Origin of the sequence: Nocardioides zhouii (assembly GCF_004137345.1) — a bacterium.
In the GTDB taxonomy this organism is placed as follows: domain Bacteria; phylum Actinomycetota; class Actinomycetes; order Propionibacteriales; family Nocardioidaceae; genus Nocardioides; species Nocardioides zhouii.
Window position 1 is genome coordinate 197,190 of the sequence record NZ_SDWV01000003.1, and the last position, 24,234, is coordinate 221,423.

At 70.6% G+C, this 24,234-nt stretch carries 25 protein-coding genes; 1 reads left to right on the plus strand and 24 read right to left on the minus strand.

Annotation, left to right across the window (positions count from 1 at the left end):
* Nucleotides 1-87: 87 nt before the first annotated feature.
* Entirely contained in the window at nt 88-435 is a 348-nt protein-coding gene (locus EUA94_RS04235; protein ID WP_129425000.1) for a hypothetical protein, read from the minus strand.
* 314 nt (nt 436-749) lie between these two features.
* Between EUA94_RS04235 and EUA94_RS04240 the strand changes: the two genes are divergently transcribed.
* Nucleotides 750-1,286, plus strand: coding sequence for a GNAT family N-acetyltransferase (locus EUA94_RS04240; protein WP_129425002.1), 537 nt, complete (start codon nt 750-752; stop codon nt 1,284-1,286).
* Between the two features lie 14 nt (nt 1,287-1,300).
* Here the strand turns inward: EUA94_RS04240 and EUA94_RS04245 are convergent, their stop codons facing one another.
* The 23 genes from EUA94_RS04245 to EUA94_RS04355 all read right to left on the minus strand — a co-directional run bounded on the left by EUA94_RS04245 (nt 1,301) and on the right by EUA94_RS04355 (nt 24,052).
* Complete coding sequence (locus EUA94_RS04245; RefSeq protein ID WP_165356796.1) at nt 1,301-1,822, minus strand: SGNH/GDSL hydrolase family protein; 522 nt, start codon at nt 1,820-1,822, stop codon at nt 1,301-1,303.
* A 2-nt stretch (nt 1,823-1,824) separates the two neighbouring features.
* Nucleotides 1,825-2,664, minus strand: a complete 840-nt coding sequence (locus EUA94_RS04250; protein ID WP_129425006.1) for a PhzF family phenazine biosynthesis protein — start codon at nt 2,662-2,664, stop codon at nt 1,825-1,827.
* Between the two features lie 12 nt (nt 2,665-2,676).
* Nucleotides 2,677-2,955, minus strand: a complete 279-nt coding sequence (locus EUA94_RS04255; RefSeq protein WP_129425008.1) for a hypothetical protein — start codon at nt 2,953-2,955, stop codon at nt 2,677-2,679.
* A gap of 25 nt (nt 2,956-2,980) precedes the next feature.
* Nucleotides 2,981-3,547, minus strand: coding sequence for a hypothetical protein (locus tag EUA94_RS04260; RefSeq protein ID WP_129425010.1), 567 nt, complete (start codon nt 3,545-3,547; stop codon nt 2,981-2,983).
* A 64-nt stretch (nt 3,548-3,611) separates the two neighbouring features.
* Nucleotides 3,612-4,043: a type II 3-dehydroquinate dehydratase gene (locus EUA94_RS04265; RefSeq protein WP_129425012.1), complete on the minus strand. Its 432-nt coding sequence runs from the start codon at nt 4,041-4,043 to the stop codon at nt 3,612-3,614.
* Entirely contained in the window at nt 4,043-4,831 is a 789-nt protein-coding gene (locus EUA94_RS04270) for a ribonuclease FAU-1 family protein (RefSeq protein ID WP_129425014.1), read from the minus strand. Before EUA94_RS04270 ends, EUA94_RS04265 begins: the two co-directional genes overlap by 1 nt.
* A complete protein-coding gene (aroB, locus tag EUA94_RS04275) occupies nt 4,828-5,931 on the minus strand; it encodes a 3-dehydroquinate synthase (protein WP_129425016.1) in 1,104 nt (367 codons plus the stop codon). Before aroB ends, EUA94_RS04270 begins: the two co-directional genes overlap by 4 nt.
* On the minus strand, nt 5,928-6,428 hold the full coding sequence (locus EUA94_RS04280) for a shikimate kinase (protein ID WP_207210390.1): 501 nt from the start codon (nt 6,426-6,428) through the stop codon (nt 5,928-5,930). The genes aroB and EUA94_RS04280 overlap by 4 nt, the downstream gene beginning before the upstream one ends.
* Nucleotides 6,428-7,606: a chorismate synthase gene (aroC, locus tag EUA94_RS04285; protein WP_129425018.1), complete on the minus strand. Its 1,179-nt coding sequence runs from the start codon at nt 7,604-7,606 to the stop codon at nt 6,428-6,430. Before aroC ends, EUA94_RS04280 begins: the two co-directional genes overlap by 1 nt.
* Before the next feature lie 12 nt (nt 7,607-7,618).
* Nucleotides 7,619-8,395, minus strand: a complete 777-nt coding sequence (locus tag EUA94_RS04290) for a prepilin peptidase (protein ID WP_129425020.1) — start codon at nt 8,393-8,395, stop codon at nt 7,619-7,621.
* A complete protein-coding gene (locus EUA94_RS04295; protein ID WP_129425022.1) occupies nt 8,392-9,204 on the minus strand; it encodes a shikimate dehydrogenase in 813 nt (270 codons plus the stop codon). The genes EUA94_RS04290 and EUA94_RS04295 overlap by 4 nt, the downstream gene beginning before the upstream one ends.
* A gap of 14 nt (nt 9,205-9,218) precedes the next feature.
* Nucleotides 9,219-10,376 carry an endolytic transglycosylase MltG gene (gene mltG, locus EUA94_RS04300; RefSeq protein WP_129425024.1) on the minus strand — a complete coding sequence of 386 codons (1,158 nt, stop codon included), beginning with the start codon at nt 10,374-10,376 and terminating at the stop codon, nt 9,219-9,221.
* Nucleotides 10,373-10,834 (minus strand): Holliday junction resolvase RuvX, encoded by a 462-nt coding sequence (gene ruvX / locus EUA94_RS04305; RefSeq protein WP_129425026.1) that lies wholly within the window; start codon nt 10,832-10,834, stop codon nt 10,373-10,375. The genes mltG and ruvX overlap by 4 nt, the downstream gene beginning before the upstream one ends.
* A 2-nt stretch (nt 10,835-10,836) precedes the next feature.
* Nucleotides 10,837-13,539 carry an alanine--tRNA ligase gene (gene alaS, locus EUA94_RS04310; RefSeq protein WP_129425028.1) on the minus strand — a complete coding sequence of 901 codons (2,703 nt, stop codon included), beginning with the start codon at nt 13,537-13,539 and terminating at the stop codon, nt 10,837-10,839.
* Nucleotides 13,539-13,796, minus strand: coding sequence for a DUF6167 family protein (locus EUA94_RS04315; protein WP_129425030.1), 258 nt, complete (start codon nt 13,794-13,796; stop codon nt 13,539-13,541). The genes alaS and EUA94_RS04315 overlap by 1 nt, the downstream gene beginning before the upstream one ends.
* On the minus strand, nt 13,796-14,314 hold the full coding sequence (locus tag EUA94_RS04320) for a hypothetical protein (RefSeq protein ID WP_129425032.1): 519 nt from the start codon (nt 14,312-14,314) through the stop codon (nt 13,796-13,798). Before EUA94_RS04320 ends, EUA94_RS04315 begins: the two co-directional genes overlap by 1 nt.
* A gap of 26 nt (nt 14,315-14,340) precedes the next feature.
* Nucleotides 14,341-16,116: an ABC transporter substrate-binding protein gene (locus EUA94_RS04325; protein ID WP_129425034.1), complete on the minus strand. Its 1,776-nt coding sequence runs from the start codon at nt 16,114-16,116 to the stop codon at nt 14,341-14,343.
* Complete coding sequence (locus EUA94_RS04330; RefSeq protein ID WP_129425189.1) at nt 16,113-17,462, minus strand: replication-associated recombination protein A; 1,350 nt, start codon at nt 17,460-17,462, stop codon at nt 16,113-16,115. Before EUA94_RS04330 ends, EUA94_RS04325 begins: the two co-directional genes overlap by 4 nt.
* Nucleotides 17,463-17,549: 87 nt before the next feature.
* Nucleotides 17,550-18,893: an ABC transporter ATP-binding protein gene (locus tag EUA94_RS04335; RefSeq protein WP_277986076.1), complete on the minus strand. Its 1,344-nt coding sequence runs from the start codon at nt 18,891-18,893 to the stop codon at nt 17,550-17,552.
* Nucleotides 18,890-19,978, minus strand: a complete 1,089-nt coding sequence (locus tag EUA94_RS04340; protein WP_129425193.1) for an ABC transporter ATP-binding protein — start codon at nt 19,976-19,978, stop codon at nt 18,890-18,892. Before EUA94_RS04340 ends, EUA94_RS04335 begins: the two co-directional genes overlap by 4 nt.
* A gap of 11 nt (nt 19,979-19,989) precedes the next feature.
* The gene (locus tag EUA94_RS04345; protein ID WP_129425036.1) at nt 19,990-21,000 is read right to left on the minus strand and encodes an ABC transporter permease; all 1,011 of its coding nucleotides are present in this window, start codon (nt 20,998-21,000) and stop codon (nt 19,990-19,992) included.
* 164 nt (nt 21,001-21,164) lie between these two features.
* On the minus strand, nt 21,165-22,940 hold the full coding sequence (locus EUA94_RS04350) for an ABC transporter substrate-binding protein (RefSeq protein ID WP_129425038.1): 1,776 nt from the start codon (nt 22,938-22,940) through the stop codon (nt 21,165-21,167).
* Nucleotides 22,941-23,017: 77 nt separating this feature from the next.
* A complete protein-coding gene (locus EUA94_RS04355; protein WP_129425040.1) occupies nt 23,018-24,052 on the minus strand; it encodes an ABC transporter permease in 1,035 nt (344 codons plus the stop codon).
* Nucleotides 24,053-24,234: the final 182 nt, after the last annotated feature.

Genomic DNA, 24,234 nt, shown 5'->3' on the forward strand with positions numbered 1-24,234 from the left:
TCGTGGGAGGAGCAGACGCGCCCTGTACGGGCGTACGGCTCAGCCCGCCCGGAGACCGGGCTGACCCGCCAGGGGCTCAGTGCCGCGTCAGCCGAGCTCGGACTGGAGCGGTCGCATGCTGTCGGCTGCCACGCGGAGGTCACGCCAATCCGTGACGGCGAGCCGTGCGGCTGACGCGAGTCCGGCGAGGCTCGCGTTGGCCAGCACCCACACGTCTTCCATCACGTGCGATGGCGGCGTGATGTCGCCGTGGCAGTCGTGCCAGGCGAGCTCCAGCAGCTCGAGGATGTCGAGTGCCGCGTCGGCCTCCGCGCCGAACTGGATCGAGGCGCGTCCGCGGGCGGCATCTCGACGCTCCCGCCGGCTGATACCGATCACGGACGGCGGCACCCGGCCCCCACTGCCGGCACCTGCCGCACCGTCCCGGACCATCATCGCGCTGACCTTCGGGGCCGGACCGTGCTGATCGTGTGCAGGAGCGCGTCCCGTCGCGCTGCGCGGATCTCCCCCAACTTCACCTCGCAGGCTCCACACCGGCAGCTCGCAGCGCAGCACCTCGCGTCGCGGACCTCCGCTTCCAGCTGGTCCGCATGCGCGCTCCTGCTCAGCACGTGTCGCATGGTTCCCTCCCCGACCTCGCTCAGGATGCGAGGCCTGCGACCGAGTCTGGCGTCGCGGGCAGGCACTCCACATCAGCAGTCCTACGGATCTCTGGGTGGGTCGCGCGGGTACGGTCCTAGGCTTCGAACGTGCCCGTGACCGTCCGCCAAGCCCTCGAGTCCGATGCCGAGGGGCTTTCCCGGCTCGCCGCGCTCACCTTCCCGCTCGCTTGCACGCCGCAGACCTCGGCCGAGTTCCTGGCGACGCACATCGCCACCCGGCTCGATCCGGCGAGCTTCCGCCGCCACCTCGCCGACCCGGCCTGCGTCGTCTTGCTCGCCGAGGCGGACGACGGGACCGACCCGCTCGGCTACACGATGCTCATCGGTGGAGAACCCACGGATCCTGACGTCGCGCGCACGATCCGCTTCCGACCAACAGTCTCGCTCGAACGGTGCTACGTCCATCCCGACCACCACGGCACCGGGGTCGCCAGCCACCTGATGGCCGCCACGCTGGACGCGGCTCGGCAAACCGGGGCGCAGGGCATCTGGCTCGGAGTCAGCGAGGAGAACGCGCGGGCCAACGCGTTCTACGCACGCCACGGCTTCGAGCAGGTCGGCAAGAAGCGCTTCCACATCGGTGATGCGTGGGAGGACGACAACGTCCGCGAGCGCGCGCTGTAGTCGACCCGAACGGTCTACGGAATGGCCCCGCACGCCGCCACGATGGCGGGCACCAGGACGCGATACCCGGCCCCGTTGAGGTGCACCCCATCGTCCGCGAAGGCCTTCGCGCCCAGCGGAGCGAGCAGGAGGTCCGTACGCACGACGCGACCGCCGACCTGTCCAGCCACCTCGATCACAGCCTCCCGATAGTCGTCGATCACCGCGTTGGTGCGATCGCGTGCCCCGGCCAGACGTGCTTCGACCACCCCGGGCGGGGCGACAAACACCCAGCCGCGCGGCGCGTGGGACGCCGCGAGCATCGACAGGGTCTGCGCAAACTCGGGCATCGGGACGTGCTTCCACGGGGCGGCGTCGTTCGTGCCCACCGACAGGACCACGACGTCCGACTCCCGTACGCCGACCGCGGCCGCCTGCCCCATCAGGTCGCGCGAGGACGCGCCGCCCTCGGCTGCGTTGCGGACCTCACCGGGGAAGCTGTCGAGCTCGCGGCGCAGCCTGGCCAGGTGGCTGTCGCCCAGGAGGACCGTACGCACGGTCAAAGATCGACCTCGCCGACGATCCGGGTCACCGCATCGCCCGACACCCACACCCTGTCGCCGTCCGCTTCCAAGCGGACGCGTCCCTCCCGGCCGATGACGCTGCCCTGCCGGGACGTGTACGCCGCCGGCAGGGCGCCGGTGCCGATCAGCCACTGCGCGAGGCCGGCGTTGGCCGACCCGGTGACGGGGTCCTCGCCGAAATCGCGACCATCGGCGTAGAACGCCCGCACCTCGACGTCGGCGCCGAGCTCGCTGGCCGACGCGTCGTCCCAGCGGCCGAGGATCGTGACCTTGAGGTCGGTGAAGGCGGCGATGTCAGGCACCACCTCGAGCACGGCTCGCGCCGAACCGAGGTCGGCGCCGACCCAGCCGGGACCGTTGTCGATCCACGCCATGTCCTCCACCGAGGCGTCGTCGATGCCGAGCGCACGAACGATGCGCGCCCGCAGATCCGCCACGACGGGCCCGGACCGACGGAGCGGTGGTGCGGCGAAGCCGAGCCGCGGCGAGCGGCGTACGTCGACGAGGCCAGCACCGCACTCCTGGACGATCACGTCGCCGCGGGGCACTCCCCCAGCCTCGAGCCACGCGTGGGCGCTGCCGATGGTGGGGTGCCCGGCGAACGGGAGCTCGCCGCCGGTCGTCCAGATCCGAACGCGGTAGTCAGCGCCCGGGCCCGTCGGTGCGCAGAGGAACGTGGTCTCGGACAGGTTGGTCCACCGCGCGAACCGCGCCATCTGCTCATCGGTCACGCCGTCGGCGTCGTGGACCACTGCGAGCGGGTTGCCGAGCCACGGCTCGGCGCTGAAGACATCGACCTGGCGGAAGGGCAGCACCCGTCGATCCAATCAGGTGTGGGCGGCCCATCGACGCGAGGCCTCGTCGGCCGCCGCCGAGATCAGCGCGGTGATCTCGGGACGGTCGGGCACCGGGAACGAGACGTACGCCCCGCGGCCGCCCGCGACCGGCCGTCCGTAGGCCTTGGCGGCCAGCGAGCCGTCGGGCAGCATCCGGATCGTCAGCGACTGGAGCTCGAACTCCTCGTCGCGTCGCGTGTCGCGCCACCGCAGGTCCTCGGGGATGGCCACGTTGATCGCCAGCGCGCTGAGCTCCACCCGTTCGTCCATGCGCCAAAGGCTCGCACGGATCGGCTCAGGCGAGGGTCTGGACGTCGCCCACGAGCCCCACGAACGCCAGCACCGACAGCGCCGCGAAGAACGCCCGCAGGGTCCACGCGACCGCGGGGGCGCGGACGGCCAGGTCCTCGCCCGGCGGCGTGCCTCCGAGGCGCACCATCGCGAGGTGCATGAGCGGCCCGTAGGTCGCGGGCACGAGCACGAAGAGGCCGACGGTGAGCCACACCGGGCCGAGGAGGGTGAAGTCGACGCCCTCGGGGTGCACGATCAGGCTCGCCACGACCACGCCCGGCGGGATGCTGAGGCAGAACCAGCGGAACCAGCCCGGGCCGAACAGCAGCGGCCTGGCCACGAGGTACACCAGCCAGCCGGCGACGCCGACGAAGAGGCCCAGGACGGCGAGGTTCATCGACCCGTCGAAGGTCACCACGCCCATCTCGAAGCCGTCGTCACTCGTGCGCCCGGCGGCCTGCGGGTTGCGGCTGGCGAGCAGTGACATGGCGATCCGTGAGAGTCCGCCGACGCAGACGACGCCGGTCGCCAGCGCCACCGCGAGTGCCGTCAGCACGTAGCGCACGCGCATGGGGACCGCCTCCCTCCCCGCTCGCACATTGTCGCGCTCGCCGAGTGCCTGGCGGAAGGGAGGTCTAGCCGGGTCCGGCGAGGAACTCCAGCGCGCGACGGTAGCCGTCGACTCCCTCACCCGCGATCGTGAGCGCTGCGTGCGGCTCGACGACGGAGGTGTGCCGGAACTCCTCCGGGCGCTGCTTCGGGTCGGAAATGTGCACCTCGACGAGCGGCGCGGAGAGCTGGGCGCAGGCGTCCCAGAGGGCCAGCGAGTAGTGCGTCCAGGCGCCGGCGTTGAGGACGACCCGGACCCCGTCGTCGGCGGCGGTGTTGAGCCAGTCGAGCAGCTCGCCCTCGTGGTTGGTCTGGCGCACCTCGACCTCGAGGTCGAGACCGCTGCCCCACTCGACGCACTGGTGCGCGAGCTCGGCGTGCGTGGTGGAGCCGTAGATCTCCGGCTGGCGGCGACCGAGGCGGCCCAGGTTGGGTCCGTTGAGCACCAAGACCTTCATCACGGCAGCGTAGTGCGCCGCGCCTCGGCCACCAGCGGAGTGTCCGGCAGCGGCGGCGTGGTCCATGCGGCGGGCGGGCGCCACGCCGTCCACTCGTCGTCGAGGGGCCAGTCGCGTCCCTCGACCAGCTCGGCGCGGGCCCACTCGCCGATCGCGCGCACCTCGGCGGCCTGCTCGGGCAGGTAGCGCCCCGCCTCCACGACGGCCTCGAGCTCATCGGCGTCCTTGAGCCACAGCACGCCCGACGGCTCGAGCCACAGGTCGAGGATCAGGTCGCGGGTGTTGGTCTCGTCGCCGTGCCGTCGGTGCGGCAGCTCGAGATTCACGTAGTGGCCGGCCAGCGATCCGTCGTCCTCCCGGAAGACCCACACCGACCACGGCCGGTCGGTGGGCGCGATGCGGAGGATGCCGCCGCCCCGCCAGGTGCCGAGCGCGGGCACCCGGTCGCCCAGGAAGCGCTCGGCGAGTGGCTTGTCCCGCAGTGCCACGCCGTCCCCGGGCGCCGTGGACAGCAGCTCGGTGTCGTCGGCCAGCCACGCCACCAGCCCGCGCTCGTCGTCACGGACCACGCGCATCGGGTCGCACCTGGTCGCGTAGCGCCACTGGACGACGTCCCCCACGGCGAGGAACGGTCCGGCACCTGCCGGGCACCACGGGCCGGCGCCCTCGGCCACCTGCAGCGGCGACAGGACCTCGAGGTCGACGGGACGAGGGGATGCAGCGCCGGAGAGGCGCTGCATGGTGCCTCCGGACTCGGAGACGTGGACGTCGGGATCCGGTTCGCTCACCCGGCGGACGTTATCGCGGCGTACGCCGCCCGCAGGTCCTCCTCGCCGGGGCCGGCGAGGATCCGCGGGGAGGCGAGGTCGTCGAGCACGACGAACCGCAGCTGCGATCCGCGCGCCTTCTTGTCGATCTTCATGGCCGCGTGGAGGTCGTCGAACGACGCGGCGTCGTACGTCGTCGGCAGGCCGACGCGCGACAGCGCCGCACGGTGCCGCTCGACGATCGCGGGGTCGAGCGAGCCGGCGCGGGCGGCCAGCTCGGCGACGAAGACGCACCCGATCGCGACGGCCTCGCCGTGGCGGACGGTGTAGTCGCTCGTGCGCTCAATCGCGTGCGCGAGCGTGTGGCCGTAGTTGAGCACCTCGCGTCCGACTCCCCCACGGGCACTGGTCTCCTTCAGGTCGCCGACGACGACGTCGACCTTGACCCGGATCGCCCGCTCGACGAGCTCGCGCAGCTCGGGCGAGTCGGCGGTCAGCGCGGCAGGATCGGTGCGCTCGACGATCTCGAGGATCGCCGGGTCGGCGATGAAGCCGCACTTGACGACCTCGCCCAGCCCCGCGACGAGCTCCTCGCGCGGCAGCGAGGCCAGCAGGGAGAGGTCGCACAGCACACCGGCCGGCTCGTGGAACGCCCCGACGAGGTTCTTGCCGGCACCGGTGTTGATGCCGGTCTTGCCACCGACGGCCGCATCGACCATCGCGAGCAGGGTCGTCGGCACGTGCACGACGCGTACGCCCCGGAGCCAGGTCGCGGCGACGAAGCCACCGAGGTCCGTGGCGGAGCCGCCGCCGATCGTCACCACGGCGTCCGACCGGGTGAAGCCGGCCTCGCCCAGCGCCTCCCAGCAGTCGGCGGCGACGGGGGCGGTCTTGGCGCGCTCACCCTCGGGTAGCCCGAGGGCGAGGACGTCGTAGTGCTCGACCAGCGCGTCGACGATCGGGTCGGCGAGCGCGCCGAGCGCTCCCGCGTACAGCACGGCGACGCGCTCCACTGACTCACCCAACAGCTCGGGGAGTCGCGCGGTCAGGTCGTGACCGACCACGATGTCGTACGGCGAGGCGCCGCCGACGTGCAGGACGGTGTCGTCCGAGGTGCTCACGAGAGCAGCTCCCGGATCTCCGCGGCAACCTCGTCGGGGGTGCGGCCGTCGGTCTCGACCACGTGGGTCGCGACGGACTCGTAGATGGGCGTGCGCTCGTCGAGCAGCGCCTTGATGCGCGAGCGGACGTTGCCGAGGAGCAGCGGCCGCCCGATGCCGAGGTCGACCCGCTTCACGGCGTCGGTGAGTCCTACCCGCAGGAACACCACGGTCAGGCCGGCCAGCAGGTCACGCGCGCCGGGGCGCAGCACCGCACCACCGCCGAGGGCCAGGACGCCCTCGTGCTCGGCGACGGCCGCCGCGACCGCGGCAGCCTCGAGCTCGCGGAAGGTCTCCTCCCCCGACTCGACGAAGATGTCGGAGATCTCGCGGCCGGTGCCGGCCTCGATGTCGGCGTCGGTGTCGCGCACCGGCACCTGCCACGCCTCGCCGAGCAGCCCGGCGACGGTCGTCTTGCCGGCACCCATCGGGCCGACCAGCACCACGCGTGGGGGCATCAGCGGTACCGGAGCGTGTCGAGGTAGGACTCGACGTTGCGCCGCGTCTCCTGGACCGAGTCGCCGCCGAACTTCTCGACGACCGCGTCGGCCAGCACGAGCGCGACCATCGCCTCGGCGACGATCCCGGCGGCGGGCACGGCGCAGACGTCCGAGCGCTGGTGGTGCGCGACGGTGGCCTCGCCGGTGGCGACGTCGACCGTGCGCAGGGCCTTGGGCACGGTGGCGATCGGCTTCATCGCCGCGCGGACCCGCAGCACCTCGCCGGTGGACATACCGCCCTCGGTGCCACCGGAGCGGCCAGTCGTACGCCGCAGCCCGTCGTCGGTCGGGACGATCTCGTCGTGCGCGAGCGACCCCGGGGTGTCGGCCAGCTCGAAGCCGTCGCCGACCTCGACGCCCTTGATCGCCTGGATGCCCATCAGCGCGCCGGCCAGCTTGGAGTCGAGGCGGCGGTCCCAGTGGACGTGCGAGCCGAGGCCCGGCGGCAGCCCGTGCACGACGACCTCGACGACGCCGCCGAGCGTGTCGCCGTCCTTGTGGGCCTGGTCGATGCGCGCCACCATCGCGGCGCTCGCCTCGGGGTCGAGGCAGCGGACCTCGTCGGCGTCGAGGCGCGCGACATCGTCGGGGGCGGGTACGACGCCCGCGGGCGCCTTCACCCCGCCGAGCGAGACGACGTGCGACACGATCCGCGCACCGGTGGCCTGCTCGAGGAAGTTGGACGCCACCCGGCCGAGCGCCACGCGGGCCGCGGTCTCGCGGGCGGACGCGCGCTCGAGGATCGGGCGGGCCTCGTCGAAGGCGTACTTCTGCATCCCGACGAGGTCGGCGTGACCGGGGCGCGGCCGGGTCAGCGGCGCGTTGCGGGCCAGGGCGTCGAGCTCCACCGGGTCGACGGGGTCGGCCGACATGACCTTCTCCCACTTCGGCCACTCGGTGTTGCCGACCTCGATGGCGACAGGGCCGCCCTGCGTCTCACCGTGCCGGACGCCGCCGAGCACGCGGATCTGGTCCTGCTCGAACTTCATCCGCGCACCGCGGCCGTAGCCGAGCCGGCGCCGCGCAAGCGACTCGGCGAGGTCGTCGGTCGTGACACGGACGTGGGCGGGCAGCCCCTCGAGGATCGCCACCAGCGAGGGACCGTGGGACTCGCCTGCAGTGAGCCATCGGAGCATGGCTCCAGTCTCTCAGCCCCAGATGCGCCCAGCGAGCGCGGTCCCCCAGACGAGACCCACCAGCGCGCCGACGATCATGAACGGCCCGAACGGGAACGGCTTCTTCATCAGGCTCCGGTCCCGCTTGACGATGGCGAGGAGAAGGCCGGGCAGGCCGAAGATGACCATGCCGATCCAGAATCCGAGCAAGGCAGGGCCCGGTCCGACCCAGCCGAGCACCAGTCCGACCGGGGCAGCCAGGCGTACGTCGCCGAACCCCATCCCGGCCCCGCCCAGCACGGCCCACAGGACCCAGAAGAAGGACCGCGCGACGACCATCACCACCAACGCACTCACGAGGTGGTCGCGCTGGTCGGTCATGAGCCCGACGACGACCACCAGCAGGATCGCCGCCAGCGTCACGGGCACCACGATCCGGCGCGGCAGCAGCCGGGTGTGCCAGTCGATCACCGACAGCGCGACGGCCACCGGGGTCAGCGGGAGCAGCCACAGCAGTGGCCAGTCGAGGCCGGTCGCGGCACCGAGCACCGCACCGCACACTGCGGAGATCGCGGCGCTGCGCACGCCCAGCCCCGGCCGGGCCGCGATGTCGACGTACGCCGTCTTCGGCGGCTCCTCGGCCTCAGGAGTGGCGGGCGGATCGGCCTCGGACTCGACGGTCTCGTCGGGCGCGGCCTCCGACTTCTTGGGTGCCGGCTCCGGCACGGAGGCGATCAGTCGCGGCACCAGCAGGCCACCGAGGCCTGCGACCAGGAGCCCGAGCAGGGCTGCCAGCACGGCGTCGTTCACTCAGGGCTCCGTTCGTCGAGGGCGTGCCGGCCAGCCTCCCGCATCACGTCGAGCGGCGCAGGAAGTCCGGTGAACAGCTCGACCTGGACGACGGCCTGGTGCACGAGCAGGTCGAGGCCGCCCACGAGCGTGCGGCTACCGGACTCGTCGACCGAGGCAGCCAGCGGTGTCGGCCACGGGTCGTACAGCGCCTCGAAGACGACCGGGACGCCGGCACAGCGCGCGACCAGCGCGTCGGTCTGCGCGGCCGCCGGGATCGTGGCGACGACGACGTCGACGGCCAGGTCACCGGTCGCGTCCAGCGCCCCGGTGCGTACGTCGATGCCTGCCGGGTGCGACCGCAGCAGGTCGATCGTCTCGGCGGCCCCGGCCTCGTCGCGCACCAGCACCTCGATCGTGGTCACGCCCAGGTCGACCAGGGCGAGTCCGACCGAGACGGCCGTCGCGCCGCCGCCCAGGATCGCCGCCGACCGCAGCGGGAGGGACGTACGCTCCCGGATCGCCGCGACGGCGCCGGGCAGGTCGGTGTTGTCGCCGAGCCGGGTGCCGTCGCCCTCGAGCACCAGCGTGTTCACGGCGCCCGCGAGCCGGGCGCGGTCGGTGACGCGGTCGGCCAGCGCGAGCGCCTCGCGCTTGAGCGGCATCGTCAGGGACAGCCCGCGCCACGTCTCGTCCAGCCCGGCGAGGAAGGACGTCAGGCCACCCGCAGGCACCCGGTGGGCGTCGTAGGTCCAGTCGAGCCCGAGCTCGACGTAGGCCGCCCGGTGGAGCACCGGTGAGAGCGAGTGGGCGATGGGATCACCCAGCACGCTGCAGCGTCGGCTCAACAGCGGTCCGACGAGGTCTCGCAGTAGGAGTTGTACTCCGCCTTGCCCTCCAGGAAGCCGTCGTAGTCCTCGTAGAACTTCGTCTCGCCGGTCTCGAGGTTGACCGTGACGTAGTAGTACCAGGGGCCGTCGACCGGGTTGGCGGCCGCCGCGATGGCGTCGTCGCCGGGCGCCTCGATCGGCGTCGGGGGCAGACCGACCCGCCGGCGGGTGTCGTAGGGGGTGTCGACCGCGAGCTCCTCGGTGGTCAACGCCGTGGTGCCGGACTTGCCGAGGCCGTAGGCGTTGGACGCGTCGATGCCCAGGGTGCCGTTGGTGCCGCCCTTGTCGCCGGGCCCGTCGAGCCGGTTGTAGATGACGCGGGAGATCTTCGGCATGTCGGCGCCGCGGCCCTCGGCCTCGATCAGCGAGGCGATGATCATCAGCTCGGCCGGCGTGTGGCCCAGCTCTGCCGCCCGGCCCTCGAGGTCGGCGGCATCGGCGGCATCGCGCCAGCGGCTGACCATGGTCCTGAGGATCTGGACGGGCTTCTGGTTCGGCTTGATCTCGTAGGTCGCCGGGAAGAGGTAGCCCTCGGCGTTGCCCTCGGCATAGTCGGGGAGGCCGAGCTTTCCGGACTCGAGCGCCTTGTTGTAGGCGCCCTGGGAGAAGTCGGTGTTGTCGGCGAGCACGGACACGATGTCGACGAGTCGCAGGCCCTCGGGGATGGTCACCGTGGGGAAGCTGATGAGGTTGGCCGGGTCGATGAGCACCTCGAGCGCGTCGGAGGCCTTCATCTCCTTCTGCAGCTCGTAGTCACCGACCTGGATGCCGCTGGACGCGCTCTCGCCTGCCGCGGCGTCGATGAACGCCTGTACGGACTTGGTGACGCCCTGCTCCTTGAGGTTGCGGCCCATCTGGGCGACCGTGTCGCCCTCGTTGACGGTGAACTCGACCGAGCCCGTGCCGGGACCGGCGTAGTCGTCCGGTCCCTGGAACTGGTCGGAGACCCACGAGACGCCCTGGGTGAGACCGACGTAGAAGCCGCCGACGAGCACGGCGAGCGCGACGAGGACTGCCAGGCACCCCTTGAGGCCGCGGCCCTTGCGCCGCCGACCACCGGGGACGTACTCGTAGGACTCCTCGTCCTCGGCCCGGTCCTCGTGCTCACTCATCCGTCACTCACCTCGACGATCTCTCCCGGTGCCTGTCCGCTCGCCCGCTCGGTGTCGAGAGCAGTCTGCAGGATCAGCACCGCGGCTGCTTGGTCCACCACGGCGCGTCTCTTCGCCCCGTGCCGGCCCTGCTCGCGCAGGATCGACTCGGCGGACACCGTGGTCAGTCGTTCATCACACAGTCTGACGGGGACTGGCGCAACTCGGCGGGCCAGCCGCGCCGCGAAGGCGCGTGCCTTCTGCGCCGCCGGCCCCTCGGCGCCGCTCAGGGAGCGCGGCAGCCCGACGACGACCTCGACGGCCTCCCGCTCGACGACCAGCTGGGCGATCCGGCGTACGTCGCCCCGGCCGGTGCGCACCGTCTCGACCGGGGTCGCGAGGAAGCCGGAGGGGTCGCTCGTCGCGACGCCGATCCGGGCGTCGCCCGGGTCGATCCCCAGCCGCACCCCGAAGCGCACGCTCAGCCCTGCGTGGTCGCCCGGGCGACCTCGGTCGTGACCAGCGCAAGCGCCTCGTCGATGCGCGAGGCGTCGCTGCCGCCGCCCTGGGCGACGTCGTCCTTGCCGCCGCCCTTGCCGCCGAGCAGCGGTCCGAGAGCGCGCACCAGCTCGCCCGCGGACAGGCCGCGCGACCTGGCCTCGTCGTTGGTCGCGGCCACGACCGACACCTTGCCGTCGGCCTGGCCGATGATCACCACGACGCCCGGCTCACCCCGGGGCAGCCGGCCGCGTACGTCGAGCGCGAGGTTGCGTACGTCGGCGCCGCCGGCACCGTCGGCGCGGTGGGCCACGACCTTGACCGGACCGACCTGGCTCGCACCGGCCGCCAGCTCGGCGCTGGCGCCGAGCAGCTGGGCGAGGCGTGCCTTCTCGAGCTCCTTCTCCGCAGCACGGAGCCGCTCGGCGAGCCCCTGAACCCGGCCGACGAGGTCGTCGGGCTGGGTCTTGAGCAGACTCGTCAGCTGGGCCACGACGTCGCGCTCGCGGGCGAGGTAGCCGAAGCCCTCGACGCCCGTCAGCGCCTCGATCCGGCGGTTGCCGGAGCCGACGCTCGCCTCGCCGGTGACCACGACGGTGCCGATCTGCGACGAGTGGTCGACGTGCGTGCCGCCGCAGAGCTCGCGCGACCACGGGCCGCCGATCTCGACGACGCGCACCTGGGTGTTGTCGTAGGTCTCGCCGAAGAGCGCGATCGCGCCCCACTCCTTGGCCTGCTCGAGCGTCATGTAGTCCCAGCCGACGGCCAGGTCGGCGCGGAGCGCCTGCTGCGAGACGAGCTCGATGTCGCGCACCTGCTCGGGGCTCAGGGCCTGGGTCCACCCGAAGTCGAGCCGGAGGTAGCCGGGCCGGTTGTAGGAGCCGGACTGCAGCGCCGTCGGGCCGAGCACCTCACGCAGTGCGGCGTGCACCACGTGCGTGCCGGAGTGGGCCTGCCGGGCGCCGATGCGCCACTCGGGGTCGACGCGCGCGTGGACCTCACGGGTGGCGTCCAGCTCGCCCTCGACCACGCGCACCTGGTGGACGACGAGGCCCTTGATCGGTCGCTGGACGTCGATCACCTCGAGCTTGCCGCCGTCGACGATGATCGTGCCGGCATCGGCGACCTGGCCGCCCGACTCGGCGTAGAAGGGCGTGCGGTCGAGGACCAGCTCGCCGATCTCGCCCTCGACGAGGCGCGGCACGGCCTCTCCCCTGCTGAGCAGCGCCAGCGGGCGCGACTCGGTCTCGAGCGTCTCGTAGGCGAGCCACTCGGTCGGACCGTGCGTGTCGAAGATCCCGCGGTAGACGGCCGTGTCGCCGTGGGTGCCCTTCTTGGAGCGGGCGTCGGCCTTGGCGCGGTCGCGCTGCTCGGCCATGAGGTCTATGAAGCCTTGCTGGTCGACCTGCAACCCATGCTCTGCGGCCATCTCGAGCGTGAGGTCGATCGGGTACCCATACGTGTCATGCATCGTGAATGCATCCTGCGCCGTCACCATCTTGGTCACTTGGGCTGACTCAACTACTCGGAGAGCCACCTGCTCGCCGGTCTGCAGCGTCTTGCGGAACGCGTCCTCCTCGGCGAAGGCCACCTGCGCGATGCGCTCCCAGTCGGTGACCAGGTTGGGGTAGGTCGGGCTCATGGCGTCGCGGGAGACCGGCATCAGCTCGGGAAGCACCCGGTCCTCGCAGCCGAGCAGGCGCATCGAGCGTACGGCGCGGCGCAGCAGCCGACGCAGGACATAGCCGCGGCCGTCGTTGCCGGGAGTGACGCCGTCACCGATGAGCATCATCGCGGAGCGCACGTGGTCGGCGACGACGCTGAACCGGATGTCGTCGGCGTTCGTGCGGTCGGCGCCGTACGTCTTGCCGGTCAGCTGCTCGGCCCGCGCGATCACCGGGTGGACGATGTCGATCTCGTACATGTTCTTCTTGCCCTGCAGCAGCAGCGCGACGCGGTCCAGCCCCATGCCGGTGTCGATGTTCTTCTTGGGCAGGGAGCCGGCGATGTCGAAGTCGGACTTGGAGCGTACGGCGCTGAGGTCGTCCTGCATGAAGACGAGGTTCCAGATCTCCAGCAGCCGGTCCTCGAGCTCGACCGGCATGTCGGGGCCGAGCGTGGCGGCGTCGAAGTCGGGACCGAAGTCCGGGCCGCGGTCGAAGAGGATCTCCGAGCACGGGCCGCCGGGGCCCGGGACACCCATCGACCAGTAGTTCTCCTTGGGCCCGAGCTGGACGATGCGCTCGCGGGGCAGCCCGGTGACCTTCATCCAGAGCGCGATGGCCTCGTCGTCGCCGACCAGCACCGAGGGGTAGAGACGGTCCTTGTCCAGCGCGTAGCCACCGTCGGCGACCGGCTTGGTGATCAGGTCCCAGGCGAGCTGGATCGCGCCTTCCTTGAAGTAGTCGCCGAAGGAGAAGTTGCCGCACATCTCGAAGAACGTGGCGTGCCGCGTCGTCTTGCCGACGTCCTCGATGTCGGGCGTGCGGATGCACTTCTGCACGCTCGTCGCGCGGTCGAAGGGTGGCGTCTCCTGGCCGAGGAAGTAGGGCTTGAACGGCACCATGCCGGCGTTGACGAACAGCAGGTTGGGATCGTCGGCGAGCGTCGATGCGGAGGGCACCACAGCATGTCCGGCGGCCTCGAAGTGCGCGAGGAATCGGCGGCGGATCTCGGCGGTGTCCATCAGTGGTCCTTCATCGTGTCGGTCGTGGTGAGCTCGGGTAGCCCATGAGGCCGGAGGCCGAGCTGCTCACGCAACTCGGTTTCGCGCTCGGTGCGGCCCTGGTGTACCTCGTCGGCGAAGAGCCGCGCGCCGACCTGCCACCCGCGCAGGCGATCACGCAGGCCGTCGGCGGTGAGGGACTCGGCGGCACGGCGGGCGCGGGCAGCGGCGTACACCCCGACCCCCGCCCCGGCGACGAACCAGAGTGGGCGACCCATCAGGCAACGTCCTCCCCGACCTCGGTGTGGCCAGCGGCGGCGCGCTCGCGGGCCCGGAACTCGCGGAGCGCCTGCTTGGTCTCGGCCCGCCGCTCGCGCCCGGCGCGCCTGGTCTCCTGGCGCACCTGGAAGCGGATCCGGTTGCGGCTCTCGGGCGACAGCGCCCGGCGCAGCCCGGCAGTCCACGACGCGGCCTTCACGACGGTCTCGCGGGCGACGATGTCGGCGAACAGGCGACCGTCGATCGGCCGGGCCGGAGGTGCCGCCCCAGGGTCCAGGTGCGTGATGACGTACGTCGTCGCGTCAGCGTCGCCCAGCGGCTCGAGGGGGCCGGTGGCGGAGGTCGAGGACGCGGCGCCGCCGGACTCGAGGACGTCGATCCGTCCGACGAGGGCGGCGACCAGCGACTCCGTACGACGTGCACGGCGACGCGAGCGGAGCGCCAGCAGGAGCGCAACCAGAGCGAGCGTGGTCGCCGCAGCGCAGAACGCGCCCAGCCACACCTGCTCCGTCGTCACCGGGCCACCCTATAAGCCGCGCGGAATCACGGCACGACGTAGAGGTCCTTGTAGTTGGGCATACCCATCGAGGCGTCGCCGGACGGGTTGCCGACCCGGTCGCCGAAGACGAACAGGCGGTTGACGTAGGCGATCGGGATGACCGGGAAGTACGTCTTCATGATCTTCTCGTCCAGCGCCCCCCAGGCGTCGGCCTGGTCCCCGACCGGCAGGGCGGAGAGTGCGGCCATCGCCTTGTCGATCGAGGGCTCGTCGAACTGGGCGGTGTTGTAGGCCGCGCCCTGGCTCAACAGCGGCGGGAGCATGGCCGCACCGGCGGGCCACGCGGGACACCAGCTCGCGCCGCGCAGGTTGAGGGTCTGGTTCACCTCGTCGTCGGGGTCGGTCCAGATGCTGAACGGCGACTCCTGGACCGGGATGGCCTTGACCGAGAAGCCACTGGCCTCGAAGCCCTTGGTGATCTGGTCCTGGGCCGCGACGGCCTGCGGGTCGAGCTCGAAGTAGACCATCGTGATCGGGTAGGGCTCGTCACCGAAGCCGGCCTTGGCCAGGAGCTCCTTCGCCTTCTCCGGGTCGTAGGTGATCTGCGTGCCGTCGACCTGGAAGTCGCGCTGACCCGCCATGCCGGGAGGCATCACCGAGCTGGCCGGCACTCGGCTGACGTCCGGCACTTCACCGCTGGCGATCCAGGCGTCCTCGTAGGGGTACGCGTAGGCGAGGGCCTTGCGGACGTCGATGTCGGTGATCTTGGTGTAGTCGGGCGCCAGGCTCGACAGGCACTGCGTCGGCTGCTGCACCAGGCGGTCCCCGAGCCGGAGGCGGGCGAGGTTGTAGAGGTTGGCGTCGAGCGACGTGGACACGGCGGCCTCGCCGGGCGAGCTGTCCGCCAGCATGATCGCGTCCACCTTGGCCTGGTCCTGGTTGAACTTGAAGACCCACCGGCTGGCGTACTGGTGACGACCCGGGTCGGAGCCCGCGTCCCACGCGTCGTTCCTGACCAGCACCAGCTCCTCGCCATAGACCCAGCTCTCGACCTTGTACGGGCCGGTGGCCTCCGGCTCCTGGCGGTACGTCGACGGCTCGGCGGCGTCGCCCAGCGGAGCCGGGCCCATGGCCATGACCGCGCCGTAGTAGTCCATGTCCGGGAACGGCCGGGACATCGAGATCGTGATGTCCTGGCCGTCGACCGAAATGCCCGACCAGTCGTCGCAGCCGGGGTCCTCGCCCGTGTAGGGACCCTCGTATTCTTCGGCGCCGGCGAAGTAGGTCTCCGAGTACTCCGTCCCCGGACCTGCGGAGAAGGCGTCGGAGTCGAGCGAGCGGCAGATGCCGAAGGCCACCTCCTCGGCGGTGACCGTCCGGCCGTCCTCCCACGTGGCGTCGTCGCGGATGGTGAAGGTCCACTCGGTGAAGTCGGCGTTGTGCCGGCCCAGGTCGACGGCGAGGTCCGGCACCAGCACGGGCTGACCGTCGGCACCCCGGGCGTACTGGGTCAGCGAGCGGCTGATGAGGGACTGCTGGATCGCGTTGCCGGTGACCGACCAGGCACCGGTCGGGTCGAGCGTGTCGGGACCCGGCGCTCCGGGGAGGTAGACCGTGATCGTCCCTCCGCTGGCGGCACCCGCGACCGGGGCGGCGGGAGCCGTGCGCCCCGGGTCCTTCCTCCCGGTCCCCTGGTCAGCGTACGTCGGGGTCGTCGTGGCGCGAGGGCCGGCGTCGTCGTTCTCGGTCCCGCCGGCGGTGCACGTGGCCAGGGTCAGCAAGGTGAGGCACACCCCGACGAGCAGCTTGGTCCTGCTCATGCCTTCCTGTCTCCGCGCACGATGCGGCGTACGCGCTCCCAGCGCTCCTTGACCGCGGCCTCGGCACCGAGGGCGGTGGGGCGGTAGTAGCTCGCGTCCGCGAGCTCGTCGGGCGCGTACTGCTGCTCGGCGATGCCGTAGGGCGCGTCGTGGCTGTAGACGTAGGGCTTCGGCGCCCCGCTGTTGTGGCCGAGCGTGGCCGCACCGGCGTAGTGACCGTCGCGCAGGTGGGGCGGGACCGAGCCGATCTTGCCGGCGCGTACGTCGGCCTGGGCAGCGTCGATGGCCATGATGACCGCATTGGACTTGGGCGCCACGGCGAGCGCGATCGTGGCCTGGGCGAGGTTGAGGCGCGCCTCGGGCATGCCGATCAGCTGCACGGCCTGGGCGGCGGCCACGGCCGTCGGCAGGGCCGTCGGGTCGGCGAGCCCGATGTCCTCGCTCGCACTGATCACCAGGCGGCGCGCGATGAAGCGCGGGTCCTCGCCGGCCTCGATCATCCGCGCCAGGTAGTGCAGCGCGGCGTCGACGTCGGAGCCGCGGATGGACTTGATGAAGGCGCTGATCACGTCGTAGTGCTGGTCGCCCTGGCGGTCGTAGCGCACCGCGGCCTGGTCGACCGCCGTCTCCGCGGTCGCCAGGTCGATGGCGTCGAGGCCCGTGCTGGCGGCCGCTCCGGCCGCGGCCTCGAGATAGGTCAGCGCCCGCCGCGCGTCACCGCCCGCGAGGCGTACGAGGTGGGCGCGGGCGTCGTCGTCGAGGGCGGTCTCACCCGCGAGGCCACGCTCGTCGGTGAGCGCCTGGTCGATCACCTCGGCCACGTCGTCGTCGGTGAGCGACTGCAGCCGCAGCAGCAGGCTCCGCGACAGCAGGGGCGAGATGACGGAGAAGAACGGGTTCTCGGTCGTGGCCGCGATGAGGGTGACCCAGCGGTTCTCCACGCCGGGCAGCAGGGCGTCCTGCTGCGCCTTGGTGAAGCGGTGCACCTCGTCGACGAAGAGCACCGTCTCCTGGCCGCCGCGCGCGAGCTCGGCGCGCGCCCCGTCGATGGCCGCGCGGACCTCCTTGACGCCGGCCGCGACCGCCGACACCTCGACGAAGCGGCGCCGGGTCTGCTGGCTGACGATCGCCGCGATGGTCGTCTTGCCGGTCCCGGGCGGACCCCAGAGGAGCAGCGCCATCGACTGGTCGCCCTCGATGAGACGCCGCAGCGGCGAGCCGGCGGCCCGCAGCTGCCGCTGGCCGACGAGCTCATCGATCGTACGGGGCCGCATCCGCACCGCCAGGGGCGCGGAGGCGTGAGTGTTCGCGCCGAGCGACCCGCCACCCGGGACGGATCCGGACATGGCTCCGGGCGCGGGTTGCCCCGCGCCCGGAATCTCGAACAAGCCGTCCACGTCGGTGAGTATCCCCCGACGCTCCGACAGAGGAGGTCAGCCCCCCGTGGTCTGCTTGGTCTTCAGGTCGTACCAGGTCTCTTCATAGCCCGGGATGGTCAGCTGCGTGTTGGTGGGCGTGGCCCCCGCGACCGGGCTGCCCTGGTCGTCGACGCCGAGGAGCTGCGTCGTGACCGGCGTGGCCGGGTGGGACCCGAGCTCACCGGCGAAGTGGCACGCCGCCTTGTGACGCGGCCCGATCTGGAGCAGGGGCGGCTCGACCTTCGCGCAGATCTCCTGGGCGAACTGGCACCGCGTGCGGAACCGGCAGCCCGACGGCGGGTTGATCGGGCTCGGCACGTCACCCTCGAGCCGGATGCGCTCGCGCCGACCACCGATCGCCGCCTGCTTCACGTCGGGCACCGCGGAGAGCAGCGCCTGCGTGTACGGGTGGTGCGGGCGGCCGTAGATCGTCTCGCGGTCACCGATCTCCACGATCTTGCCGAGGTACATCACGGCGACCTCGGGGCAGAAGTGCCGCACGATCGCCAGGTCGTGGGCGATGAAGAGGAACGACACGTCGAACTCGGTCTGGATGTCCTGCAGCAGGTTGACCACCTGCGCCTGGATCGAGACGTCGAGGGCCGAGACCGGCTCGTCGGCGACGAGCACCTTGGGGTTGAGCGTCAGGGCGCGGGCGATGCCGATGCGCTGGCGCTGGCCGCCGGAGAACTCGTTGGGATAGCGGTTGTAGTGCTCCGGGTTGAGACCCACGATCTCGAGGAGCTCCTGGACCCGCGGCAGCACCTTGTTCTTCGGGACGATCTTGTGCACCTCGAGCGCGGCACCGACGATCGTGCCGACCGTGTGGCGAGGGTTGAGCGAGGTGTAGGGGTCCTGGAAGATCATCTGCACGTCGCGGCGCAGCGGCTTCATCTCACGGCTCGACAGCTTGGCGAGGTCGTGGCCCTGGAACATCATCGAGCCGCCGGTCGGCTTGTAGAGCCGCGTGATCAACCGGCCCGTCGTCGACTTGCCGCAGCCCGACTCCCCCACCAGTCCCAGCGAGCCGCCCTTCGGCACCTCGAACGAGATCCCGTCGACGGCCTGGACGTGGCCGATGGTGCGGCGCACGACACCCGAGGACTTCACCGGGAAGTACATCTTGAGGTTGTCGACCGACAGCACGGCCGGAGCGAGGGGGTCGAGCTTGGTGGCCGTGTGGCCCTGCTCCGCCAGCGTGGCGAAGTCGAGGTCCTGGATGCTGATCTCGTGTGAGCCGTACGCGTCCGGGGTCTCCGGGCTGCCCTCCGCGGTGAGCTGCCTGTCTCCGGTCTCGGCTGCGTTCGCCCCCACCTCGGTGGGCTCGATCTGGGCGCGGGCGTTGGGGTCCTGGGTCATCGGGTCTCCTCGACGAGCTCGGGGGCGATCTCGGGAAGCACCTCGGTGCGGTAGATCTGCAAGGGATCCGCGAGGTGGCAGCGCTTGAGGTGGGCCGTGCCGGAGCTGGCCGGCAACAGCGCCGGGAGCTCGGTGCGGCACAGGTCGCCGGGGACCTTGTCGGAGTGCACGCACCGGGGATGGAACGAGCATCCCGACGGCGGCCGCAGGAGGCTGGGCGGGTTGCCGGGGATCGGGATCAGGCGGGCGTCGGTCGACGCCGTCACGTCGGGGATGCTGGACAGCAGGCCCCACGTGTACGGCATCTCCGGCGCGACCAGGATCTGCTTGCACGTGCCGTACTCCACGCAGCGGCCGGCGTACATCACGAGGACGTCATCGGCCATCTCGGCGATGACGCCGAGGTCGTGGGTGATGATGATGACGGCCGAGTTGAACTCGCGCTGCAGGTCCTGGAGCAGGTCGAGGATCTGGGCCTGCACCGTCACGTCGAGCGCCGTGGTGGGCTCGTCGGCGATGAGGAGCGACGGGTCGTTGATCAGGCCCATCGCGATCATCGCGCGCTGCCGCATGCCGCCGGAGAACTGGTGCGGGAAGTCGTCCACACGCCGGTCGGGCTGGGGGATGCCGACGCGGTCGAGCATCTCGATCGCCTTGCGCCGGGCGTCGCGCTTGGAGGCGCTCGAGTGGTGGACGAGGTAGGCCTCCTCGAGCTGTCCGCCGATCTTGTAGAACGGGTGCAGCGCGGCGAGGGCGTCCTGGAAGATCATCGCCATTGAGTTGCCGCGCAGGCCGCGCATCTTCGACTCGCTGAGCCCGACCACCTCGGTGCCGCCGACCCGGATGGAGCCGGAGATCTGGGCGGACTTGGCGTCGTGCAGGCCCATCACGGCCATGCTCGAGACGGACTTGCCCGAGCCGGACTCGCCCACGATGCCGAGGGTCTTGCCCTTCTCCACGGAGTAGGTCAGCCCGCTCACGGCGGTGACAGGACCGTCCTGCGTCGGGAAGGTGACCTTCAGGTCCTCGACCTGGAGGTAGGGCCCCTCGGCCGCGTCCCTCTCGGCGGCGGACGACTGGGTCATGGGAACGCTGGTCACGAAAGCCTCACCCTCGGGTCGAGGACGCTGTAGACGACGTCGACGAGCAGGTTGGAGATGATCAGGACGACGGCGCTGAACAGCGCGGTCGCTTGCACGACGGGCAGGTCACGGCCCTGCACGGCCTCGAGGCTCCACCAGCCGATGCCCTGGATCTCGAAGATCCGCTCGGTGAAGATCGTGCCGGCGAGCAGGGTGCCGAAGTCGATGCCGAAGATCGTGACGACCGGCACCAGGGCGGCGCGCAGCCCGTGCTTGTAGACGATGGTGCGCGTGGGCAGGCCCTTGGCCTTGGCCGTGCGGATGTAGTCCTCGCTGAGGGCCTCGACCATCGCGCCGCGGGTGAATCGCGTGTATTGGGTGCAGCCGAAGATTCCGAGGGCGACCCAAGCCAGGAACAGGCCGCTGAACCACTTGAACGGTCCGACCTCGGTGATCGGGAAGTAGCCCGTGTCGCTGAAGAACGGCACCTCGAACGTGATCGTGAGGTAGAGCCAGGTCAGCAGCGCGAAGAGGTAGTAGGGAATCGAGCTGATGAACAGGAAGCTCGAGACGAGGGCCTTGTCGGCCACGGTGCCGCGTCGTTTCGCGGCGGCGACCCCGATGGGGACGCCGAAGAGGAGGTAGAGGAACGCACCGCCGATGGCGATGGAGAAGGTCGCGGGGATCCGCGAGACGAGCTCCTCCTTGACCGGCTGCTTGGTGCGGAAGCTGACGCCGAGGCACGGCGCGCCGCACTCGTAGTCGTTGGAGGCGATGGTGAGCGTACGTCCGACGAAGATGCCCTTGACGTACTTGCCGTACTCCTCGTAGACGGGGTTGTCGTAGCCCAGCGTCTTCTCGTACAGAGCAAGCTTGGTCTGCGTGCACCGGTTGCTGGTCTCGCGGTCGCAGATCGGCTGCGCGGGACTCGACGGGCCGAACCAGAACAACAGGAAGATCGCCATCGAGACCAACGTCACGACGAGAACTCCCGAGATCAGCCGCTTCACGACATAAGCGAACATCGCAGGTCACTCTCCGGGGATGGTGGATGAGTCGGACCCCCGAGGCGGGACAGCCTACCGGGTCCGGGCTGGCGAGTGGGGGCTCCCGGTCAGGGAGCCCCCACCCGTCAGTGGTTGCTACTAGGAACTACGCGGTGCCCTCCGGTCCTGCGAGAGCACCAGGATCACTGCATGACGTAGAGGTCCTTGTAGTTCGGCGCACCGATCGAGCCATCGCCCGACGGGTTGCCGATCTTCGAGCCGAACACGAACAGGTCGTTGCGGAACGCGGTCGGGATGATCGGGAAGTACTCCGTCATGATCTTCTCGTCCAGCGCACCCCAGGCGTCGGCCTGCTCCTCCAGCGGAAGGGTGTTGATGTTGTCCATCTCATCGTTGATCGACGGCTCGTCGAAGAACGCGGTGTTGTAGACAGCGCCACCCTTCAGGAGCGGCGGCAGCATGGTCGAACCAGCCGGCCAGTCCGAGCACCAGTTGACGCCACGGAGGTTCAGCTTCTTGTTGACCTTGTTGTCCGGGTCGAGCCAGATGTTGTACGGCGAGTCCTGGACCGGGATGGCCTTGACCGAGAAGCCTCCGGCCTCGAAGCCCTTCGTGATCTGCTCCTGGCCGGCAACGGCCAAGGGGTCGACCTCGTAGAACACCATGGTGATCGGGTACGGCTTGTCGCCGTAGCCGGCCTCCGCGAGGAGCGCCTTCGACTTCTCCGGGTCGTAGGTGATCTGCTCACCGTCGACGAAGAACTCCTTCTTGCCAGCCATGCCGGGGGGCATCACCGAGTTGGCGGGAACGCGGGTCACGCCCGGAACCTCGCCGCCGGCGATCCACACGTCCTGGTAGGGGTATGCGTAGGCGAGGGCCTTGCGGACGTTGATGTCGGTGATCTTGGTGTAGTCAGGCGTCAGGGTGCTCACGCACTGCGAGGTCTGCTGCACGAGACGCTCACCGAGCTGGCCGTTGGCGTCGTTGTACTTGTCCGAACCGAGGGCGGTGGAGACGGCGGTCTGGCTGTCGGAGTTGTCCGAGAGCATGATCTCGTCGACCTTGGCCTGGTCCTGGTTGAACTTGAACACGAACTCGTCGGCGTACTGGTGACGACCCGGGTCGGAGTCAGCGGACCACTGGTCGTTCTTGACGAGGACGAGCTCCTCGTTCGGCTTGTAGCTGTCGACCTTGTAGGGGCCGTTGGACAGCGGCTTGTTGCCGTAGTTCGGCGGCTTGGAGGCGTTGCCGAGCGGAGCCGGGCCCATCGCCATGAAGGCGCCCCAGTAGTCCATGTCGGGGAACGGAACGGCCATCTTGATCGTGACGTCCTGGCCGTCGACCGAGATGCCGGACCACTTCTCGCACTTCGGGTCCTTGCCGGTGTAGGGACCTTCATAGTCCGCCGCACCGTCGAAGAACGTCTTGGAGTACTCGGTGCCGGCACCGGACGGGAACGCCTCGGAGTCGAGCGAGCGGCAGATGCCGAAGGCAACCTCGTCGGCGGTGACGGGCTGGCCGTCCTCCCACGTGGCGTCGTCACGAATGGTGAAGGTCCACTCGGTGAAGTCCTCGTTGGCCGTGCCCAGGTCGGTGGCGAGGTCGGGGACCAGCACCGGCTGACCGTCCTCGTCGCGGACGTACTGGGTCAGCGAACGGCTCGTCAGGGCCTGCTGGATCGAGTTGCCCGTAACGGACCATCCAGCGGTCGGGTCGAGCGTGTCGGGGCCCGGGTCGCCCGGCAGGTAGACCGTGACGGTCCCCCCGGCGGTCGCGCCCTCGACCTCGACAGCGGGGCCCTGACGCTCTGCGTCCTTGGTCCCACCTTCTTGCCCGCCGAAGTCCCTCTTCGCGCCATCGTCACCGGTGCTGCCGTCGTCCGACGAGCCGCCGCCACAGGCAGCGAGGGTCAGAAGAGCGGCGCCAGCGACGAGCGCGAGCGGCTTGTTCCGCTTCATGCTGTCCAGCCTTTCCTTTTTGTTCTCACCGAGGACGGCGTCTCCGGCGCGTGCATGGACCGTGGCTGAGCGTGTGCTCAGCGTCGGGTCTTGGGGTCGAGGGCGTCGCGGACCGCGTCGCCCAGGAGGTTGAGGGAGAGCACCAGCGCGACGATGCCCAGCAGGGGCTGCCACAGGTACTGCGGGTACTCACGGAAGAAGGTGAGGTTGGTGGCCTTGAGGATCGTCTGGCCCCACGAGACACCGTCGGTGACGCCGATGCCGAGGAAGGCGAGGCCCGCCTCGAGCGCGACGAACGTCGGCAGCATCAGGGAGACGCTGATGATGATCGGGGCGGCGAGGTTGGGCAGCAGCTCCTTGAACAGGATGCGCGAGGTGGGCATGCCCATCACGCGGGCCGCCTGCACGAACTCGCGCTCGCGGAGCGTGATGACCTCACCGCGGATCAGTCGCGCCGTGCCCATCCAGCCGAAGATCGACAGTACGACGACGAGGGCGATCTTCTGGATCGTCCCGTAGTTGTCCGCGGTGTTGAACCGGTCGTTGATGATCGGCGCCAGCGTCAGCGCGGCGAGCAGGAACGGGACCGTCAGGAACATGTCGATGAAGAACGACAGCATCTTGTCGACCGCTCCGCCGAGGAATCCGGCGAGCAGGCCGATGATCACGCCGACGACGCTCGCGAAGATCGTCGCGGTGGTGGCGATCAGGAGGGACACCCGGCAGCCGTAGAGCCAGTAAGCCAGGTTGTCCTCGCCGGTGCGCGGCGCGACGCCCATCGGGTGCTCCATGGTGAACGCGCCGTTGGGCGGGCCCATCTCGGGAAGCGGAAGACCCTTGTTGAGGCCGTCGACACGCTCGCTCGCCAGCGGCGTCTCGAGGCTCACGCCGAAGACGCTGCTGATCGGGCCGGCGAAGACGGCACAGAAGATGAAGAACAGCACGACGATGGCGCAGATGACGGCGATCTTGTCGCGGGCCAGACGGCCCAGCGCGATCCGCATCGGCGACTTGCCGGAGATCTCCTTGGCCTGCTGGCTGTTGGGATCCTGGTGCTCCGGCTCGGTGCTCAACGAGCCCAGCGTCTCCGGTCCTGCGGTCTCTGCCGACATGCTCTCCCCATCTGGTTCGGGACTGTCCCGGCACCGCTTTCGGGGATCACCCGAGGCCAGCGCCGAGACAGGACTGTATGTGACCCGCGCCGCACGGACGATCACTGACGCGTAACGATCCAGTTACGACGCATTAACCAGTTGACGCCACCCGGACCGGCAAACCTCCGCCGGATCGCGGG